The organism is Clostridia bacterium, from assembly GCA_017410375.1.
Lineage (GTDB): Bacteria > Bacillota > Clostridia > RGIG6154 > RGIG6154 > RGIG6154.
The window spans coordinates 1-21237 of the sequence record JAFQQW010000037.1; the positions used below are offsets into that span (position 1 = coordinate 1).

20 protein-coding genes are annotated in these 21237 nt (G+C 41.2%); 19 read left to right on the forward strand and 1 reads right to left on the reverse strand.

The features are described from left to right. Positions 1–228 precede the first annotated feature (228 nt). Entirely contained in the window at positions 229–1002 is a 774-nt protein-coding gene (locus IJE10_05085) for a helix-turn-helix transcriptional regulator (GenBank protein MBQ2967474.1), read from the reverse strand. Between the two features lie 115 nt (positions 1003–1117). Between IJE10_05085 and IJE10_05090 the strand changes: the two genes are divergently transcribed. The 19 genes from IJE10_05090 (at position 1118) to IJE10_05180 (ending at position 21086) form a co-directional block, all read left to right on the forward strand. Then, positions 1118–2119 carry a Gfo/Idh/MocA family oxidoreductase gene (locus tag IJE10_05090; protein MBQ2967475.1) on the forward strand — a complete coding sequence of 334 codons (1002 nt, stop codon included), beginning with the start codon at positions 1118–1120 and terminating at the stop codon, positions 2117–2119. A gap of 15 nt (positions 2120–2134) precedes the next feature. Then, on the forward strand, positions 2135–2890 hold the full coding sequence (locus tag IJE10_05095) for a TIM barrel protein (protein ID MBQ2967476.1): 756 nt from the start codon (positions 2135–2137) through the stop codon (positions 2888–2890). A gap of 148 nt (positions 2891–3038) precedes the next feature. Continuing rightward, the gene (locus tag IJE10_05100) at positions 3039–3569 is read left to right on the forward strand and encodes a hypothetical protein (protein ID MBQ2967477.1); all 531 of its coding nucleotides are present in this window, start codon (positions 3039–3041) and stop codon (positions 3567–3569) included. Positions 3570–3619: 50 nt separating this feature from the next. Then, positions 3620–4096 carry a DNA-deoxyinosine glycosylase gene (locus tag IJE10_05105; GenBank protein ID MBQ2967478.1) on the forward strand — a complete coding sequence of 159 codons (477 nt, stop codon included), beginning with the start codon at positions 3620–3622 and terminating at the stop codon, positions 4094–4096. Between the two features lie 60 nt (positions 4097–4156). Beyond that, positions 4157–5377, forward strand: a complete 1221-nt coding sequence (locus tag IJE10_05110; GenBank protein ID MBQ2967479.1) for a 6-phosphofructokinase — start codon at positions 4157–4159, stop codon at positions 5375–5377. A 9-nt stretch (positions 5378–5386) separates the two neighbouring features. Beyond that, positions 5387–6208 (forward strand): hypothetical protein, encoded by an 822-nt coding sequence (locus IJE10_05115; GenBank protein MBQ2967480.1) that lies wholly within the window; start codon positions 5387–5389, stop codon positions 6206–6208. Between the two features lie 188 nt (positions 6209–6396). After that, entirely contained in the window at positions 6397–7740 is a 1344-nt protein-coding gene (gene dnaA, locus IJE10_05120) for a chromosomal replication initiator protein DnaA (protein MBQ2967481.1), read from the forward strand. A 264-nt stretch (positions 7741–8004) separates the two neighbouring features. Further along, positions 8005–9114 carry a DNA polymerase III subunit beta gene (gene dnaN / locus IJE10_05125; protein MBQ2967482.1) on the forward strand — a complete coding sequence of 370 codons (1110 nt, stop codon included), beginning with the start codon at positions 8005–8007 and terminating at the stop codon, positions 9112–9114. After that, positions 9114–9395 (forward strand): hypothetical protein, encoded by a 282-nt coding sequence (locus tag IJE10_05130; protein MBQ2967483.1) that lies wholly within the window; start codon positions 9114–9116, stop codon positions 9393–9395. The genes dnaN and IJE10_05130 overlap by 1 nt, the downstream gene beginning before the upstream one ends. Continuing rightward, the gene (recF, locus tag IJE10_05135; protein ID MBQ2967484.1) at positions 9385–10491 is read left to right on the forward strand and encodes a DNA replication/repair protein RecF; all 1107 of its coding nucleotides are present in this window, start codon (positions 9385–9387) and stop codon (positions 10489–10491) included. The genes IJE10_05130 and recF overlap by 11 nt, the downstream gene beginning before the upstream one ends. Before the next feature lie 7 nt (positions 10492–10498). Next, positions 10499–12424, forward strand: a complete 1926-nt coding sequence (gene gyrB, locus IJE10_05140) for a DNA topoisomerase (ATP-hydrolyzing) subunit B (protein MBQ2967485.1) — start codon at positions 10499–10501, stop codon at positions 12422–12424. A 15-nt stretch (positions 12425–12439) separates the two neighbouring features. Then, on the forward strand, positions 12440–14971 hold the full coding sequence (gene gyrA, locus IJE10_05145) for a DNA gyrase subunit A (GenBank protein MBQ2967486.1): 2532 nt from the start codon (positions 12440–12442) through the stop codon (positions 14969–14971). A gap of 77 nt (positions 14972–15048) precedes the next feature. Then, positions 15049–16392, forward strand: a complete 1344-nt coding sequence (gene rsxC / locus IJE10_05150; protein ID MBQ2967487.1) for an electron transport complex subunit RsxC — start codon at positions 15049–15051, stop codon at positions 16390–16392. A 5-nt stretch (positions 16393–16397) separates the two neighbouring features. Continuing rightward, positions 16398–17339 carry an RnfABCDGE type electron transport complex subunit D gene (locus tag IJE10_05155; GenBank protein MBQ2967488.1) on the forward strand — a complete coding sequence of 314 codons (942 nt, stop codon included), beginning with the start codon at positions 16398–16400 and terminating at the stop codon, positions 17337–17339. Then, entirely contained in the window at positions 17332–17877 is a 546-nt protein-coding gene (locus tag IJE10_05160; protein ID MBQ2967489.1) for an RnfABCDGE type electron transport complex subunit G, read from the forward strand. The genes IJE10_05155 and IJE10_05160 overlap by 8 nt, the downstream gene beginning before the upstream one ends. Further along, complete coding sequence (locus IJE10_05165) at positions 17874–18485, forward strand: electron transport complex subunit E (protein ID MBQ2967490.1); 612 nt, start codon at positions 17874–17876, stop codon at positions 18483–18485. Before IJE10_05160 ends, IJE10_05165 begins: the two co-directional genes overlap by 4 nt. Continuing rightward, a complete protein-coding gene (locus IJE10_05170) occupies positions 18478–19059 on the forward strand; it encodes an RnfABCDGE type electron transport complex subunit A (protein MBQ2967491.1) in 582 nt (193 codons plus the stop codon). Before IJE10_05165 ends, IJE10_05170 begins: the two co-directional genes overlap by 8 nt. Before the next feature lie 18 nt (positions 19060–19077). Next, positions 19078–19875 (forward strand): RnfABCDGE type electron transport complex subunit B, encoded by a 798-nt coding sequence (locus IJE10_05175; protein MBQ2967492.1) that lies wholly within the window; start codon positions 19078–19080, stop codon positions 19873–19875. After that, positions 19872–21086 carry a D-alanyl-D-alanine carboxypeptidase gene (locus IJE10_05180; GenBank protein MBQ2967493.1) on the forward strand — a complete coding sequence of 405 codons (1215 nt, stop codon included), beginning with the start codon at positions 19872–19874 and terminating at the stop codon, positions 21084–21086. The genes IJE10_05175 and IJE10_05180 overlap by 4 nt, the downstream gene beginning before the upstream one ends. Positions 21087–21237 lie beyond the last annotated feature (151 nt).

The window sequence follows — 21237 nt, forward strand, 5'->3', positions numbered from 1 at the left end:
TGTACAAACTTACAAGAACGACACCAAATGAAGAAAACACGCAAAGTTTTGCGTGTTTTCTTTTGATAAATGCGTTTTTGCTATGAACAAACTTCGCCTCTCGACGTACCTTTGTACGCCTTCGGGTAACCCCAAACCGCGATGCAACACGGTTTGGGCTCAGTTTGTCCATTCCAAACATTTTTTCCTATTCCCTAAAAAAGGGCTGTAATAAATTTACAGCCCCTTTTACTCCTTTTTTCTGTACTGACCGGGCGTTTTTCCTGTTTCCTCTTTAAAAATTTTAATGAAATAGCTGCTGCTTTCAAATCCGCAGTATTTACCCACATCTTCAATGGCATACTCACTGTAGCGGAGCATGTGCCTGGCTTTTCGGATGCGGATTTTCTTTAAGGTCTGCATAATGCTTTCGCCTGTTTCTCTTGTGTAGGCATGACACAAGCTGTATTTATTATAATGTACCTTTTCTGCGATTTTTTCTAAGGTCAGATTTTTGGAAAAATCCCGCTCCAGAACATTACAAACCTGTTCTGCTAATGTTTGATTGCTGTTTTGGATGGCGCACAAAAGCTCTGTCATCCACAAATTGGTGTGTGCAGACCGTAATGCCGCATTGCCTGCAGAGCAACATATTTCCCAAAGCTGTCTTGCAGATTGTTGTAAAAAAGATGGACAGTCAAATACCAAGTAGTTTCCGATTTTAAAAGCATCTAATAAATTTTCTCCACCCCGAAAGCTGACCCAACCTGTGTATAAATCTCCGTTTACACCTTTGTATTTGTGTGGTTTTAATCTCCGTGAAAAAAAGCATTGTCCTTCTTTCAAAATCTGTGAGCCTTCGGGTGTTTCTACCAGACATTCTCCCTTATTCACCCACAAAAACTGATTGACTTCAAAACCGCTCGGGCGGTCTAAAACACCTTGTTTGAAGTTTAGTCCAATGGTCACCGGCATCACCGAAAGCGAGGCATCCTTTTTAATTTCCACATAGCTATGTAACATTTTAGCAACATCCTTATATTATTTTTAAGTTTTTTTCATTGACATCTGGTTTTTTCTACAATATAATTATATCAAGAAAGACAATTTTGTCAAGAGAAAAAAGGAGAGATGAATCATGGAAAAAGTAAGATTTGGTTTAATCGGCTGCGGCGGCAGAATGAATTGCCATTTACAGGGTTTGGAAGCCTTAGACAACATTGAGGTTGTAGCAGTTGCCGACCCCATTCCGGAACGTGCAGAGGCTGCGGCAAAGCGCATGGGTGCAAAGCGCATCTATAAAAACCATACCGAACTTTTTGACAACGAAAGTAAGGAAACTTTAGATGCTTTAATCATCGCGGTAGAACCAACCGCACATACAGACATTGAAGAAAGAGCTATCGAAATGGATTTACCCTTTATTGTGGAAAAGCCCATGACCCTCGATTTAGAGCAGGCAGACAGAATTGAAAAAGCAATCAAAGAAAAGAATCTGATCACTTCTGTTGGTTTGCAGGACAGATATTTAAATCTTATGGATATTGTAAAAGAAGAACTTTCGAAATACAAGCCCGGCTGTGTGGTACACGGCAGATGGGCAGGCGGTATCCCCGGTGTTTGGTGGTGGCAGAAAAAATCCACCTGCGGCGGTCAGCTGATTGAACAAAACATTCATCTTTTAGACGGCTTGCGTTATCTGTTTGGCGAAGCAAAATCAATTTATGCGGTAAACAGCCGCGGTATTGTTGAACCCGGTGTAACTGCTAAACCCGAATATGATACCGATGACTATTCCGTTTGCTTAATTACTTTTGCAAACAATGTAACTGCAACCCTTACAAGCTCCTGCTATTCCAGAGGCGTTCGTCCCTCCTGCGGTTTGCACATTACCTTGCCTGAAGTGGTTATTGACTATCATTTAAGAAACAATGTTACCTTGGAATATGCAGACAGAACCATTGACTACAAGAGAAACCATGAACAGACCGACAATCTGGACAAGGCATTTGTAGATGCTGTTTTGACCGGTGACCGTTCAGGTATCCGCTCAGATTACAGCGATGCTTTAAAATCCTTAAAGCTTTGCTTTGCGGCAGAAGAATCCATGGCAACCGGCAAACCCATTTTTTTTGAATAAGGAGGATTTTTAGTTATGCGTATTTGTATTCCCGTACCCTGCTTTTTCGGCAAGCTTGATTTTTGTGACGGTATCCGTAAAATCGGTGAACTGGGCTTTGATGCGGCAGAAACCTATAACTGGAAAAGCCTGGATTTAGAGGCTGTAAAAAACACCTGCGAAGAAACAGGTGTAGAGCTTTTAAGCATGTGCACCACAGAATTTAACATGACCAATCCCGAAAAGAGAAAGGACTGGCTGGAAGGCTTAAAAGAAAGCTGTGAAGCGGCAAACAAGGTTGGCGCAAAGCGTCTGATTACCCAGGTTGGTGCAGATACCGGTGAAGAAAGAGCCAAACAGCATGAAAGTATTGTTACCGCTTTGAAAGAAGCAAAACCCATTTTAGATGCTACGGGCGTTACCATCATGATTGAACCTTTAAATACTTATTTCAATCATCCGGGTTATTATCTCTGGTCTGCTTTAGAGGGCTTTGACATTATCCGCGAGGTAGACCATCCGCTGGTTAAGGTTGTGTATGATATTTATCATCAGCAGATTATGGAAGGTAACATCATTCCTGCCGTAACCAACAACTTAGATTGCATTGCACATCTGCATTCTGCAGGACATCCCGGCAGACATGAGCTTCAGTTTGGTGAAAATGATTACCATGTCATCATGAAAGCCATTGATGAAGCAGGCTATACCGGTGCAATGGGCTTGGAATACGGTCCGACCATGGACCCTGTGGAAAGCTTGCAGGAATTCAAACGAATTTATATGAAATAATTTTATTTGTAACGGGACAGAATCTTTTGAAAATTCTGCCCCGTTTTTTATATGTTCTATGCAGGGCGAAGAATCTCCTTTAAAGATTACATTGACAAAATCTGCAGTTCATGATATACTATTTGCAGAAACAAAGGAGCGGTTTGTTATGGAAAATCAGTTAAAAAAATCATTCTTCGGCTATTCCAAAAAAAAGGTTTTGTCCTTCATCGGAGAAATGGATACCAATTACTGGGAAAAATTAAAAGCCTATCAGGATGAAGCAGAAGAAAAATATAAAGCATTGGAAAATGAAAAAACTGAGCTGGAGCAAAAAGTTCTGAAGCTTGAACAAAAAATTGCCGAGCTGGAAAAGGAAAAAGAAACACTGAAGAATAAAAGCGACGATGTTTCGGCTGTTTTTGTGGATGCAAAGCATTTTGCAGACGATTTAAAGGAAAAAACAAAAGCAGAAGAACAGGAAATGCATCAGAAATTGCAGGCAGCTTACGATGAGCAGGCAGCACGTCTTTTATGCTTCCAAAAAGAAATTAATTCCATTAAACAATCTATCCGCGAATCTCTTTCTGCAATTGATAAGGAGCTTTCAAAAAAACACACATTCTGCAAGGATACAAAGCTGAAATTCAATGCAGAGCTTTCTCTGAACAAAACTTTCCGTTTAGCAGAAAATAAATAAAATTTAAGAATCTGTTTTTTAAGCAGATTCTTCTTTTTTAGGAGAATATCATGATAAAACATCCTTTTCCGCCTCTTTTTGATAAAAATTCAACCATTTTAATATTGGGAAGCTTTCCCTCTGTCAAATCCCGCGCACAAAACTTTTTTTACGGACATCCGCAAAACCGTTTCTGGAAGGTTTTGGCTTTGGTTTTTGAAGATGCTTTGCCAAAAACCATCCCTGAAAAACGTGCTTTTTTATTCAAACACAATATCGCACTCTGGGATGTTATAGGTGCCTGTGACATCACGGGCAGTGCTGACAGTACCATTAAAAATGCAACTGCCAATGACCTGACAGAAATTTTAAATTCTGCTCCTATTAAACAAATTTATGTAAACGGTAAAACGGCTCTTAAATATTATGACAAATATACAAAGCCTCTTTTAAAGAAAGAAGCAATCTGTTTGCCATCCACATCTCCTGCAAATGCAGCCTTTACATTAGAAAAACTGGTACAAAAATGGTCAATCATTCGTTCTTGACATTTTACATGCTTTTTAATATAATAAAATTAACAAAAAATAACAAAATGAGGTAAAAAAATGAAAAATTGTATCATTGCACAATCCGGCGGACCGACTGCAGCAATCAATGCAACCTTAGCAGGTGTAATCAAAGGCGCATTACAGTCCTCTGAAATTGATAAGGTTTATGGTTCAGTAAACGGCGTAAACGGCATTTTGAATGACAAAATTTTAGAATTGAATCCGATTTTTGAGCAGGAAGAAAATTTAAAATTACTGATTCAGACACCTTCTTCTTATTTAGGTTCGTGTCGCTTTAAACTTCCCTTGTATACCGAGGACGAAACTTTATACAAAACCATTTTTTCTGCCTTTGAAAAATATAATATCGGTTTCTTTTTCTACATTGGCGGAAACGATTCTATGGACACAGTAGATAAATTAAACGATTACGCACTGTATAAAAACTCGGATGTGAAAATTATGGGTGTGCCCAAAACGGTGGACAATGATTTGCCGGTTACCGATCACACGCCGGGCTTTGGCTCTGCCGCAAAATATATTGCAACAACTGTAAAAGAAGTATCTGTTGATGCTTCGGTTTATGATTTAAAATCTGTATTAATCGTGGAAATGATGGGAAGAAATGCAGGCTGGCTTACTGCTGCTTCTGCGCTTGCAAGAACAGATGAATTACCTGCACCCCACCTGATTTATCTTCCTGAAAACGAATTTGACAATGCTTCTTTTTTGGCTGATGTAAAAGAAAAGGTTGAACAATACGGAAACATTATTGTTTGTGTTTCAGAGGGTATTCATTATAAAGACGGTACATATGTCTGTGAAAGTGTAAGCTCGGGTCTTACTGATGTGTTTAACCACAAGCAGTTAAGCGGAACTGCAAAATATTTAGAAGGCTTAGTACGTGAAAAATTAGGTTATAAAGCACGCGGTGTGGAATTAAATGTGTGTCAGCGCTGTGCATCGCACTTGCCCTCAAAAACAGACCTTGATGAATCGGTTGCCATCGGCTGTGCCGCCGTTTCCTTTGCTCTGCAGGGAAAAAGCGGTGAAATGATGGTGTTTAAGAGAATCTCTGACAAACCTTACAGCTATGAAATTCAATCGGTTTGTATTAAGGAAGTCGCAAATTTAGAAAAATGTATTCCTTCAGAATGGATTACAAATAATGATGTAAAAGCAGAAGTGATTGATTACATTCTGCCTCTGATTCAGGGCGAGCAGGACATTTTATACAAAGATGGGTTACCTGTCCACTTGACACGTCCTTTAAAATAAGGAGTTTTTATGAATTTCGGAAAAGCTAAAAAAATACTGATTTTTTTGTTTTTATTTATTAATATTTTTCTGATTTTCCTGCTGGCAGGCCATCCGGGACGCTATTCTCTGCAAAAAGAATCGGTTTTAAATACCATTGAAATTGCAAAGCGGAATCATGTAACCGTTTCTGCCGATATTCTTCCTTACACATACACAAAGCTGGATACTTTAACTCTTTATAATCCTTTAGTGGATAAAAAGACATTTTCACAAGCTTTTAAAGGTGTAACCTATGAAAAAGACGGTACTTTTTCTCTTCCCGTAAATCAGAGCCTTGAAAAAATGTCTGCAGATTCTGTTTTACATTATTTAAATAAAAACGGATTTGGCATTTATCAGCTTTCCCATGTACAAACGGTTCATAACCCTGTAACAAATGAGAAAATTTATACTTATACGCAAAAATATAATTCTTATATAATCAGCGGTGCAACGATTTTAGTGTATGCAAACGGTAAAACCTTAACAAAAATTAAAGGTAATATTTACGAAATTACAAACAAGGATAAATCAGATTACAATATTTTATCACCTCTTCAGATTATCATTTCTTTCTCCAATGATGCTTCTTCTTTTTCAAAAAAAGCAACCATTAAAGAAATCAGTCAATCCTATTACATTCCTTTGGAAGCAAAAAGTTATAAAAATATCACGGCAGTTCCTTGTTATATTTTAAGAGTCAATAAAAATTTATTTTATTATGATGCCATTCAAAATACCTTTTTGTATTCGGTTACCAATGAAGGTGTTTTAATTGAAGATATCATTCAGGCTTTTCAGCTCATTTAAATTTAAAAAATCCTGCATTTTTTGTGCAGGATTTTTTTGAACTTAAAAATACAAAAAATGCTCTCACGCAAAAAAACGCGGTTATTTTGAAAGTTTCTCTTTACTTATGTAAAAAAGTATGTTATAATATATAATGTATTTAAAGGTTGTTTTTACGCGTTAAGAAAAAAGAAGGGAGTTTTTAGGAGATGGATTTCAACGACAAAACCTGGAGTGAAATCAAACAGCAAATTTCAGAATCCGATATTATCAAATCCTTTCAATATGAAACATGGATCAGACCGATTGAAAGAGTTTGTTTTAAAGATAAAATTTTATATATCTGGGCACCCAGTCCTGTAGCCGTAAAGGCGATTCAGAATAATTATACCGAAATCATCAGAGATTATGCTTCAAGAGTTACCAACAAATTATATGAAATTCATGTTCTGGATCCGAATGAAAACTTACCTGCATCCGATGCACCTGCACTGCATCAGAATCCCGCAAACAATTTATATAAGGAAAGCAATTTGAATCCAAAATATACCTTTGATAAGTTTGTAGTAGGTTCTTCAAACAAAATGGCACATGCTTATTCGTTGCTGGTTGCGGAAATGCCCGGCTCCCAAGGGTATAACCCCTTATTCATTTACGGGGGACCCGGACTTGGTAAAACACACTTAAGTCAGGCAATCGGTCACTTCATGAAAACCAATAACCCTTCCGCAAACATCATTTATGTGCCTGCGGAAACCTATACAAACGAATACATACGTTCTCTGCAAAACCGCACCACCGAGCAATTCAGAGAAAAATACAGAAAAGCAGATTTACTGATTGTGGATGATATCCAGTTCATTTCGGGTAAGGAAGCAACCATTACGGAATTTTTCCACACCTTTAATGAATTGTATCAGAACAACAAGCAGATTGTACTGACCTCAGACAGAGCACCGAAAAAAATCCAGAATATTGATGAACGTCTGGTTTCCCGCTTTATGTCGGGTATGACTTGTGATATTACAAAGCCGGACTATGAAACCAGATATGCAATTTTAAAAAATAATTCTGCCGCAGCCGATGTAGTTTTAACCAATGAAGTCATTCACTATATTGCAGAGCATGTAAAATCCAATGTAAGAGAATTGGAAGGTGCTTTAAATAAAATTGTGGCTTATGAAAAGCTGAAAATCGAGCCGGTAACCATGGAGGTTGCAGAAAGAATTCTGCAGGATTACATTTTTTCCGAGCTGGATAAAAACATCACCCATGATGTGGTAAAGGAAGAAGTTGCCGAGTATTTCGGCATTACGGTAGATGACATCATGAGCGATAAAAAAGTAAAAAATATTGCAGAGGCAAGACAGGTGGCCATGTTTATTTCCTTTAATAAAGTCAAAAATACAAATGTGACTTTAGTGGCAAAGGAATATGGTAAACACCACTCCACCATTTCCCATGCTGTAGAAAAAATCAATCATTTGATGGGTAAGGACGAAGAAATCTCTTCAGCAGTAAGAGATATTATAAGCAAGCTGACCGAATCTTAAAATTTAAATGTACAAAATTATCCGCAAGGTGTACAACTTTATCCGCAGGAATCCGCATTGTACTTTTTGTCGAAAAATGGTAAAATTGGTACACCAATTATTGGAAAGCCTGTCCACATAAAAAAAGGCTTGCTTAAAAGGTTTGATTCAGTTATCCGCGGAATTCACAGATATAATAATATAGAGTACTAATAAATAAAGATTTATATTATTGTTTTCGCTTCGCGTTTTTAAATTTGTTTTGAAAAGAAAGTTGGAGATGCTATGAAATTTACATGTAACAGAGAAGATTTATTAAATGCCATCAACCGTGCAGAAAAGGCTGTCGCTGCAAAGCCTTTAGTGCAGGTTATGGAAGGTCTTTTAATTGAAACGGGACTGCATGAAGTAAAAATCACAGGTAATGATTTAACCATTGCCATTGAAGCGACTTTTGATGCAAACATTGAAGAAAGCGGCCGTCTTGTGGTCAATGCCAGAATGTTTTCCGAAATCATCCGCAAAACCGGTGACAGTGTAATTTCCTTTTCTGCCTCTAAAGAAAATTATAAAATCAAAATCACATCCGGTCTTTCGGTGTTTGAAATTGCAGGTCTTGAGCCGGACGAATTTCCTGCAGTCAATACCTTTGATGTGGATAAAAAAATTAAAATTGAATGTGCAACTTTGCGTTCTATGATTAAGCAGACGATTTTTGCTACATCTAAAGATGAAAAAATTCCTGTGCTTACAGGTATTCTGTTCAAGCCCGAGGGTGAGCTTTTATCTTTGATTGCAGTAGATAAATTCCGTTTTGCCATCCGCAGAGAAAAATATATGGAATGTGATGTGGAAAATCAGTTTGTTGTGCCCTTTAAAACTTTAAGTGAATTGCTTAAAATTTTAACAGATGAGGGGGAAGTGGAAATTTTCCCTGCTAAAAATTACATTCTGTTTTCCTTTGAAAACTGTAAAATTTTCTCCCGCTCCATTGAAGGAGAATATATTAAATATGAACATATCTTAAATATTCAGAATTCCATCCGTTTAAAGGCGAAGTCTGCAAAGCTTTTGCATACCTTTGAAAGAGTTTCTCCTTTAATTAATATGGAAACCATTAAAAGTCCTGTTAAAATCAAGCTGGAGGGTGACAATTTAATTATTGATTGTGTAACGCTTTCGGGTAAAGTACATGACGAGCTTACCGTTGAAAAAATGTGCGGCGGAGATCTGGAAATCGGCTTTAACAATCATTTTCTTTTGGATGCTTTCGGTGCTGTGGGCGATGATGAAATTATTTTAGAATTGTCTACACCGCAAAGTGCAATCAAAATGATGCCTGTACAGGGTGAACAGTTCTTATATCTGGTACAGCCGGTTATTTTAAAGAAATAATGATTATAAGACTCAGCGAAACCGTTAAAGTGGAAACAGAGGATATTCTTTGTGTGTTGGATATCGACTCGGTTACGGTCAAAAAAAGAGGGCAGGAAATTTTCAATATAAAAGAAGAAAGCATTGTATATTGCGATGAAGAGGAATTGCCCTTATCCTGCATCATGACCGAAGAACAGGGAAAAACAAAGCTTTATTTTTCGTCACTCAGCACTTCTGCGGTTTTAAGACATATAGAAGATTCTCATTTGGAAAGGAAGCCAAATAAAAATGCAGGTTGAAAAGCTATGTCTGCAGAATTTCAGAAATTATGAAAAAGCGGAAATTGAATTTTCCTCCGGCGTGAATCTGATTTACGGAAACAACGGTCATGGAAAAACCAATATTGCAGAGGCAGTTTATTTGTTTTCTGCCGCAAGAAGCCACCGCACCTCCAGAGAAAAGGATATGATTCGCTTAGGAGAAGACTATTTAAGGGCAAAGCTTTTTTATAAAACCGAAAGTCGGGATATGGAAGCAGAATTCCGCATTTTTAAGGATAAATCGCATTTTATTTCCAGAAATGGTGTGGAAAATATAAAAAACAGCGAATTTATCGGCTCTTTTTTGGCAGTCATGTTTTCACCAGAGGATTTTTCCTTTATTAAAGACGGTCCGGGTGAGAGAAGAAAATTTATGGATATTGCCATTTCTCAGCTAAAGCCTAATTATTTTAAGCTTTTGAGTGAATACAACCGCTATTTAAAAAGTAAAATGAAGGCACTTAAAAATCCGGCTTACCATGTGATGCTGGATGTATATAACGAGCATTTAGCCACTTTAGGTGCAAAAATTATGCTGTACAGAAATGCGTTTATTGAGGCATTAAAGCCAAAATTAAATCGTATCAATCAGGAAATCACATCTCTTCCCGATGAATTGATTTTAGAGTATCAGAGCTGTGTGCCTTTTACCTCAGATGAAGAAAAGCTTAAAAAAAGATTACTCCAGAAATTAGAAAGGGTAAGAAAAAGAGAGCTTTTTGATAAAATCTGTCACGCAGGTCTGCAAAAAGAGGATCTGGATTTTACCCTAAAGGATATCAAGCTTCGGGATTTTGGGTCGCAGGGACAAATCCGTACTGCAGTACTGGCTGTTAAAATGGCACAGGCAGAGTTGGTTGAAGAAAGCTACGGCGAATATCCCGTGCTGATATTGGATGATATTTTATCTGAGCTGGATGCTTCCAGAAGAAAATATCTTTTAAATGAAATTCGAGGTAAGCAAGTAATTATCACCGGTACCGACAAAGCAAATTTCGGCAAAAGAAAAGATACGAAACTGATTTATATAGAAAATGGAAAAATAAGATACGACAACATACAGGAAAAGGAGTAGTGATGAAATGGACCCGATTCAGAATCAGAATGAATACGGCGCGGAACAAATTCAGGTCTTAGAGGGATTAGAGGCTGTCCGCAAAAGACCCGGTATGTACATCGGCTCAACCTCAGAGCGCGGTTTACATCACCTGGTGTATGAAATTGTGGACAACGCAATTGACGAAGCACTGGCAGGATATTGTAAAAACATCTTAGTTAACATCAATCCCGACAATTCCATTACGGTAGAGGATGACGGCCGTGGTATTCCGACAGGTCTGCACCCGAAAATGGGCATTGATACCGTAGAAGTTGTATTTACCATTCTGCACGCAGGCGGTAAATTCGGCGGTGGCGGTTATAAAGTATCGGGCGGTCTGCACGGTGTAGGCGCGTCTGTTGTTAATGCGCTCTCCGAATGGTTAAAGGTTGAGGTTTATAAAGATGGTAAGCTCCATAAGCAGTCCTATCAGCGCGGTAAGCCGGACGGAAAGCTCACTATTGCAGGGGATACCGATAAGCACGGTACAAGAGTAGACTTTAAACCCGATGCCACCATTTTTGATACTACCGTTTTTGATTACGATACCCTTTTAAAGCGTTTAAGAGAGCAGGCTTTCTTAAACGGCGGTGTGCGTATTATCCTTAAAGATTTAAGAGAAGAAGCAGAGGGCAGAGAGGATGAACTGCACTTTGAGGGCGGTGTTGCATCCTTTGTTGAATTTATTAATGACGGCAGAGAAACTTTGCATGATGTTATCTCGTTCAGCGGTGAAAAGGATACCTATATGGTAGACATCGCGTTGCAGTACACCACCAATTACGATGAAAATATTTTAACCTTTGCCAATAATATCCGTACCACAGAAGGCGGTACTCATGAAGCCGGTTTTAAAAATGCGCTTCGTGATTTATTAAATGATTGGGCAAGAAGAAATAAGGTTTTAAAGGAAAAAGACAGAAATTTATCGGGCGACGATGTTTTGGAAGGTTTAGGGGCTGTTGTTTCGGTTAAATTGCAGGAAGCACAGTTTGAAGGGCAGACCAAAACAAAGCTTGGTAATGCGGAAATCCGTAAATTTGTCAGCGACATGATGCGTGAAAAGCTGGGCGATTTCTTAGAAGAAACCCCTGCGGTTGCACGGACCATTGTAGAAAAGAGTATAAAAGCGGCAGAAGCAAGAGAAGCGGCAAGAAAAGCAAGGGAAGCAACCAGAAAAACACCTTTGGGCTCCAGCACACTTCCCGGTAAGCTCACCGACTGTATTGTAAAAGACCCGACCATGACCGAAATTTACATTGTCGAGGGTGATTCTGCAGGCGGTTCTGCAAAAAATGGCAGAGACAGTAAATATCAGGCAATTTTACCGCTCTGGGGTAAAATGTTAAACGTAGAAAAGGCAAGAGCGGATAAGGTTTACGGGAACGATAAGTTAACTCCCGTTATCCAGGCACTCGGTACCGGTATTGGTGCAGATTTCAATATTGAAAGACTGCGTTATGATAAAGTCATTATTATGGCCGATGCCGACGTAGACGGTGCGCATATTCAGACCCTTCTTTTAACCTTCTTCTTCCGTTTTATGCGCGAGCTTGTAGAAACCGGACATGTATATTTGGCAAAACCGCCTCTTTATAAGCTCACAAGAGGTAAGAAAAGTCAGGTTGCATTCAGCGACGAGGAAAGAGATAAAATTTCCGAAGAATTCAAAGACGGTGATGAAAACGCAAAAGTGGACATCAGCCGTTACAAGGGTCTTGGTGAAATGAACCCCGAAGAGCTTTGGGAAACCACTATGGACCCGAAAAACAGAATTTTACTTAAGGTGACCTTAGAGGATGCGGAAAAGGCAGATCAGATTTTCAGCATCTTAATGGGTGATGAGGTAGAACCAAGAAGATTATTTATTGAAGAAAACGCGCAGTATGTAACCAACCTCGACGTTTAAGGAGTTTAGAAGAAAATGGCAAAAAATAAAAAATATGAAGATTCCCATTTTGAGGAATATTTAGATTCCCAGACTATTGTGGATGTTGACATCGAAAAGCGTATGCGTGAAGCGTTCATTGACTATGCCATGAGCGTTATCGTAAGCCGTGCGCTTCCGGATGTTCGGGACGGTTTAAAGCCGGTTCACAGAAGAATACTTTATGCAATGTATGATGACCATCTGACCCATGACAAGCCGTTCTTTAAGTCGGCAACCACGGTTGGTAACGTTATCGGTCGGTATCACCCCCACGGTGATGCCTCGGTTTATGATGCAATGGTAAGATTAGCGCAGGATTTTTCTATGCGCTATCCGTTGGTAGACGGTCACGGTAACTTCGGTTCGGTAGACGGTGACCCGCCGGCTGCTTACCGTTACACCGAAGCAAGAATGAGCAAAATTTCCAACCTTATGTTGGAAAATATTGACAAAAATACAGTCGATTTTGCCCCTAACTTTGATGAAAAAAGACAAGAGCCTACCATTTTGCCTACCCGTATCCCTACCCTTTTAATTAACGGTAGTTCGGGTATCGCGGTTGGTATGGCAACCAATATTCCGCCCCACAACTTAACCGAAGTGATGAACGGTGTTATTGCCCAGATTGATAACCCCGATATCACGGTAGACGAGCTGATGGAACATATTAAAGGTCCTGATTTTCCGACTAAAGCTTCCATTATGGGTTTAAGCGGTATCCGCAGTGCATATTCTACCGGTCGCGGTAAAATTATTGTACGCGCAAAGGCTGAAATTGAAGAGCACAGAAACGGTTCTGCTTCTATTATTGTTACCGAGCTTCCCTATCAGGTAAACAAAAAAATGTTAGTAGAATCTATCGCTCAGCTGGTTAAAGAAAAGAAAATTGACGGTCTGCAGGATATTGATGACCATTCTTCTGACCGTGTAGGTATCCGTCTTGAAATTTTCTTAAAGCGCGATGCCAATCCGCAGGTGGTTTTGAATCAGCTTTATAAATTTACCCGTATGCAGGACAGCTTCTCGGTGAACATGCTGGCGATTGACAACGGTCAGCCGAGAACATTAGGCTTAAAAGATGTACTTGCAAGATTTATTGAATTCCAGGAAGAAATTGTAACCCGCAGAACTCAGTATGATTTAGACAAAGCCCTTGCAAGAATGCATATTTTGGAAGGCTTGAAAATTGCGCTAGATAACATTGACGAGGTTATTCATGTCATCCGTAATTCTTATGATGATGCCAAGGAGCGCTTGATGGAACGCTTTAACATGTCTGAAATTCAGGCACAGAGCGTTCTGGATATGAAGCTTGGTCAGTTGCAGAAATTAAACGGTGAAAAGATTGATAATGAATACAACGAACTGCTTGCAAGAACCGAAGAATACAGAGCAATCTTAGGCGATCATGACAAGCTGATGGAACAGATTAAGACAGAATTGATCGAAATCCGCGATAAGTACGGGGATGAAAGATTAACCTCTATCGAGCCTGCCATCGATATGATTGAGGACGAAGACCTCATTGAAGATGAGGAAAGTGTAATCACCATGACCCATTTTGGGTATGTAAAGCGCTTAGCATCCGATACATATCGGGCACAAAGACGTGGCGGCAGAGGTATTTCAGGCTTGGCAACCCGAGAAGAGGACTTTGTGGAACAGCTCTTTGTATGCCGTACAAAGGATTATGTTCTGTTCTTTACCAATAAAGGCAGACTCTTTAAATTAAAGGCATATCAGATTCCCGAAGCCGGCAGACATGCAAAGGGTACAGCCATTGTTAACCTTTTGGAATTACAGCCGGAAGAAAAGGTAACCACCATCATTCCGTTGACTGCTTTTGAAGAAAATAAATATCTGACTATGGTAACCAAGAAGGGTACCATCAAAAAGACTGCCCTTTCTGAATATGATACCAACCGTAAGGGTGGCTTGAATGCCATTGGCTTAAATGAAGAGGATGAGTTGATTACCGTTCGGGTAACCGACGGTGAAAATCAGGTGTTTGTGGTAACCCACGAGGGTAAATCCATCCGCTTTAAAGAAACAGACGTGCGTCCCATGGGCAGAACTGCACATGGTGTGCGCGCCATCGACCTTGCCGATACGGATTATGTGGTTGGCGCAGCTGTTATTGACAACGAAGAAGCAGAAATTCTGTTAGTCAGCGAAAACGGCTTGGGTAAGGTTACCGCGGCAAACGAATATAAGGTACAATCCAGAGCAGGTAAGGGTGTCAAGACCTACAAGATTACCGAAAAAACAGGTTGCTTAGTAGGCGCGGCAATCATTGGTGAAAATGATGACGTTATGCTGATTACCTCAGGCGGTACCATTATAAGAACTGCCGTAAACGGCATTTCACGCATGGGTCGAGCAACCCAGGGCGTTATGCTGATGCGTCTCGGTGAGGAAGAAAAGATTGTTTCTATTACTTTGGCACAGCATGAAGAGGAAGCAGAAGAACCGACAGAAGAAGGCGCAGAAGCAACAGCACCACAGCAGGAAACAACTGAAGAATAAATAGGATAAGTCCGCATTTTGCGGGCTTTTCCCCTTTTCAATTAAAAAATAAAATGCTTTTACAAGGAGGCGTACATATGCAGCTTAAAAGCTTTAAGGGCGGTATACACCCGCGGGATGAAAAAAGAAGAACCAATATGGTGCCCATTCAGAATTTTGTAACGGGCAGTCAGGTTATCATTCCGCTTCGCCAACACATCGGTGCACCCTGTGAGCCGTTGGTACAAAAGGGTGACAAGGTGTTAATGGGACAAAAAATCGGTGAAGCAACATCCTTTGTTTCTGCACCGGTACATGCATCGGTTTCGGGTACGGTTACAGACATTAAACCCTATCCCCATCCCGGTGGCGGTGTGGCTGACGCTGTTTTTATCGAAAATGACGGGCAGGACACTTTGATTGATACCATCAAGCCCTGGAATATGAAGGTCAGCAAAGACGAAGTTCTAAAGTACATAGAAGAATTAGATCCCAAAACCATTGTGGAAAAGGTAAAGGAAGCAGGCATCACCGGTATGGGCGGTGCGGCATTCCCGACACATGTTAAGCTTTCCCCTGCACCCGATGTAAAGATTGATACCATCATCTTAAACGGTGCAGAATGTGAACCGTATCTTACCGCAGACCATAGAGAAATGTTGGAAAACGGTCAGAAAATTGTCATTGGTGCACTGATGGTTAAAAAAGCAGTCAACGCAGAAAAAGTGGTGATTGCCATTGAAAATAACAAAAAAGATGCCATTGAAACCATGAAAGAAATCGTGAAAGATTATGATGGCGTAGAAGTGGCAACCTTAAAAACAAAATATCCGCAAGGCTCGGAAAAACAGCTGATTAAAGCGGTTACAAAACGGGAAGTCCCCTCGGGCGGTTTGCCCTCTGCGGTGGGTGTGATTGTAAATAATATTGACACCTGTGCGGCAATTGCCAATGCGGTGGTTTGTAACATGCCTCTGATTGAGCGTGTGGTAACCGTTTCGGGCGATGCGGTGGAAAAGCCGTCAAACCTTCGTGTACGCGTGGGCGTAACCTTTGAAGAGCTGTTGCTTGCCTGCGGTCTGATGCAGGATCACTGCAAAAAAATCGTTATGGGCGGACCTATGATGGGCATGAGCCAGAGTGACATTGATGTGCCGGTTATTAAAGGAACGTCGGGTATTTTAGCATTCCAGGAACCGCCTACCTACGGAAAAGAAGAGGGTGCGTGCATTAAATGCAGTAAGTGCGTTCAGGTTTGTCCCATGCGCTTAATGCCCAATTTCTTAAGTATTTTTGCAGAGTCCAAGGATGTGGAAAAATTAAAGGAATACAACATTATGGACTGTATGGAATGTGGCAGCTGTGCCTATACCTGTCCGCAAAGACGGTTTATGGTTCAGCACATTAAAGCCGGAAAAGCGCTTGTAAAGCAGAAAGGATAAGGGTTATGGAAAATAAGCTTATAGTTTCATACGCACCCCATGTGCGTTCCGAGCGGTCTACCCGCCAACTGATGTTAGATGTAATTATTGCCCTTTTACCTGCTATGCTTGTGGGTATATGGGCATTCGGTATCCGCGCACTGATTATGCTGCTTGTGTGCAGTGTGACCGCGGTGCTGGCTGAACACGTATTTTGTGTGCTTTCTAAAAAAGAAACAACCGTAACAGACCTTTCGGCAATTGTAACCGGTCTTTTGCTTGCCTGCAACATGCCGGCTGCCGCTCCATTTTGGATGGGTGCTGTGGGCAGTGTGTTTGCCATCATCATTGTAAAATGCTTCTTCGGAGGTTTAGGACACAACTTTGTGAACCCCGCCTTAGCCGCAAGAGCGTTTCTTATGGCATGCTGGCCGGTTGCCATGACCACATGGATTCAGCCGGTGGCAGGAGATATCTTTAATTTCTCCGATTTTACCCTTTCCTCTGCAACGCCTTTGGCGGCAGAAGCAGGTGCTTACAGCTACATGGATTTATTTTTGGGTCATGTGCCCGGCTGTATCGGTGAAATCAGTGCCTTTGCGCTTTTAATCGGGTTTGTTTACCTCCTTTGCACAAAGGTTATTACCTGGCATGTGCCGGTGATTTATATTGGTACTGCTTTTGTATTTTCCTACATTTTAGGTTTGGACGGTGTAGAAGAAATTTTCTCCGGCGGTTTGTTCTTAGGTGCAATCTTTATGGCAACCGATTATGTAACCTCGCCCATGACTATAAAAGGGCATATAGTTTACGCATTTTTGCTAGGTATACTGACCATGGTGATTCGTCATTTCGGCACGTTGCCCGAGGGTGTAAGTTACTCCATTTTGATTATGAATGTGGTAACGCCTTTGATTGACAAGTGCACCAAAAATAAAAAATACGGAGGTGCAAAGCAAAATGGCTAAAATGAATGAAAGCTTGAACATGATTGTAACGCTGATTGTCATTGCGGTGGTTGTAGCGCTGGCACTTTCGGGTGTAAACGGCTTAACCAAAGCAAAAATTGAACAAAATGACATTGTTAAGCTGAACAATTCCTTAAAATCCGTTTTACCTGCAGATTCATACGATGTGGTGCAGGACAATGAAAGCGGTATCGTTTACGAAGCAAAGAAAGACGGAAAAGTGGTTGGATACTGTGTATCCAATGTTACCTCCGGCTACGGCGGAGATTTAAATGTATTAACCGGTGTGGATGTAAACGGCAAAGTAACCGCCGTGGAAATTTTATCCCATGGCGAAACTCCCGGTCTTGGTGCAAAATCCACCGATGATGCGTTTAAAGGGCAGTACAGCGGAAAAACCGCAGGGGAAATTACTGTTGTGAAAAATTCTCCCGGTGCAAGCGATATTCAGGCAATTTCGGGTGCAACCATTACCTCTAATGCGGTGACCAAAGCCGTAAATGAGGCAAAAAAATGTATTGAGGAGGCGACAAAATGAGCAAATTTTATAATTTGACGAAGGGTTTGATTAAAGAAAACCCCACATTGGTGTTGCTTCTTGGTATGTGTCCGTCTTTGGCTACCACTACCTCTGTAATCAATGCCATTGGCATGGGATTTTCTGCTATGGCGGTGCTGATTTGCTCTAATGCTGTTATTTCGGCGTTGCGTAAGCTCATTCCGGGAAAAGTACGAATTGCGGCATACATTGTTATTATCGCAACCTTTGTAACCATTGTGGAAATGTTGTTAAAAGCTTATTTGCCTGCCCTTTCCGAAAGTCTTGGTGTATTTATTCCGCTGATTGTGGTAAACTGCATCATTCTGGCAAGAGCAGAAGCCTTTGCTTCCAAAAACACCGTATGGCAGTCTGTGTTAGACGGCATCGGTATGGGTCTTGGGTTTACACTGGCGTTGGTGATTATTTCTACCGTGCGTGAAATTTTGGGTGCAGGCACCTGGTGCGGCTTGCCCGTAACGCCTGCAGGCTTCAGAGAAAATCCGGCACTCATGTTTATTTTGCCCTCGGGCGGCTTTTTAACCTTAGGGTTAGTGCTTGGTGCGATGAACTTAATCAAGAGCAAAGGAGGAAAAGCAAATGACTAATATCCTGCTTATTCTGCTCAGCGGTATTTTGACCCAGAACTTTATTTTCTCCCGTTTTATGGGTATCTGTCCGTTCCTCGGGGTATCCAAAAAAATTCCGACCGCCTTTGGTATGGGTATGGCGGTAACCTTTGTTATGACCTTAGCAGGTACCGTAACATTTCTGGTTTACAAATATGTGCTGATTCCCTTTGAAATCGAATACATGAAAACCATTGCCTTTATTTTTATCATTGCGGCATTGGTTCAGTTTGTGGAAATGGCTCTGCAGAAATATGTGCCCTCACTGTATGCGGCACTTGGCATTTATCTGCCCTTAATTACCACCAACTGCGCGGTACTCGGTGCGGTGCTGTTGGTTGTAGATACCTTAAAATATGAAACCCTGATTGAAGCAATTGCTTTCAATTTCAGCGCAGCTTTAGGCTTTACCATGGCAATCGTGCTGATGGCGGGGGTAAGAGAGCGCCTGGAAACGGCGCCCATCCCTGAATTTTTAAAGGGCTTCCCCATTGTATTGATTTCCGCGGCGCTGATTTCCATGGCGTTTACGGGACTTAGCTTTAACTTGTAATCGGGGGGAGGAAGAAAAATGCAATACATAATTCCGGCAATAATTTTTGCCATTATCGGTCTGGTATTGGGTGGCATGCTTGCTATTGCTGCAAAGTTTTTTGCCGTAGACAGCGACCCGAGAATTGAAGAAATCTGCGGATGCTTACCCGGTGCAAATTGCGGCGGTTGCGGTTTTGCAGGCTGTAGTGCCTGTGCGGCAGCGATTGTAAGCGGCCAAGCGCCTATTACCGCCTGTCCCGGTGTTCCTGCGGACAGCTTAAAGAAAATGTGCGCCATCATGGGTGTAGAAGCGGTGGAAAAAGAAGAAATGTGCGCGGTTGTCCGTTGTCAGGGCAACATGGAAAATGCCATTTACAAATATTTCTTTGACGGTTCTAAAACCTGCGCGGATATTGCGGCGTTAAAGGGTGGCGACAAGATGTGCTCTTATGCATGTCTCGGCTATGGCGACTGCCAGAATGCCTGTGAATTCGGTGCCATCACCATGGAAAACGGCATTGCGAAAATTGACCGCAACGTATGTACAGGCTGTGGCGTTTGCGCGAAAACCTGTCCCCGCTCCGTGATTGAACTGATGCCCAAAACCGCAAAGGTGCAGGTGCTTTGTAAGTCCAAAGACAAGGGCGCCATCATGAAAGCCAACTGTTCTGTGGGCTGTATCGGCTGTAAAATTTGTGAAAAGGCTTGTCCGACGCAGGCAATTTCGGTAACCGACAACTTTGCCACTGTGGATGTACAAAAATGCACAGGTTGCGGCGCATGCGTAGAAAAATGCCCGAAAAAGATTATCCATTTGTTAGGTGAACAATGTTGAAAAAATTATGTCTTTTTATTCTGATGACGCTGCTCCTTTTGGAAATGCTTCCTGTAACGGCGGCAAAAAAGGAAAAGGATCCGCTTGAATTAAACTGTATTTCGGCAGTTTTGATGGATGCGGATACAGAGCAGGTTGTGTATCAGAAAAATATGAATAAAAAAGCATATCCTGCAAGCATCACAAAGGTGCTTACGGTGTATCTGGCGGCACTCAACTGTCAGCCGGACGAAAAAATTACGGCGTCCGAGGCGGCGATTGATGCAGTCCCCAGAGACAGCACCAATATTGCCATCGACTACGGCGAAATTTTAACGGTGGAGCAGGCGGCAAATGCGGCAATGCTCATGTCTGCCAACGATGCGTCTAACCTTTTGGCTGAGCATGTGTCGGGAGATATGAAAGCCTTTGCAAAGCTGATGAACAAAACGGCTCTGCAGTTTGGTGCGGAACGTTCCAATTTTACAAATTCCAACGGCTTGCCGGATGAAAATCATTACACAACCGCACTGGATTTCGCAAAAATTACTGCAAATGCCATCAGAAATGAAGCGTTTATGGGATATTTTTGCAACAAAGAATATACCATTTCGCCCACCAACAAAAAGGATGAGGCAAGACCCATGTCCTCTAAGCATCGGATGCTGATATGGGATTCTTATAAGCCTTTGGGCGCTAAAGGCGGTAAAACCGGCTACACCACGCAGGCAAAGCATACTGCGGTGACCTATGCGGAAAAAGACGGCAGAAAATGGATTGCGGTTGTGCTGGGTGCATCTACTTTAAACGACCAGCTTAACGATACCGAAGCCCTTTTGACTTACGGAAACGAAGAAGTTTCTTCGGTGACCCTCTCGGCTGAGGATATCGGTACAACACAAATTGGTGATGTTACATATGCACCGGTCGGAGAAATTCGTATTTATCTTTTAGACGGCATGCGTTCTGAGGATTTAACCTATGAATTCAATAAAAAGCAGGTATCTGTTCTGGACAAAGACGGAAACGTGTTGGGCAGTCTTCCTGCCGAGGTGAAAAAACCGGCAAAAAAAGGAAAAACCTTTGCCGAAACATTGCTGACTATCGCGCTCTGGATTTTAGGCATTGTAGTGGTGTTTGAAATCTGGCGACGTCACAACATCCGCAAGCAACGCAGAAAGCGCCGTATGCAAAAGTGGAAAAATCAAATGGATAACAGGAATCAAAAATAAGTAAAAGGGAATGTAAAAAAAGTCCGGATCGCAAAAACGCGAGTATAAAGGCAAACAAAGTTTGTACAAACTTACAAGAACGACACCAAATGAAGAAAACACGCAAAGTTTTGCGTGTTTTCTTTTGATAAATGCGTTTTTGCTATGAACA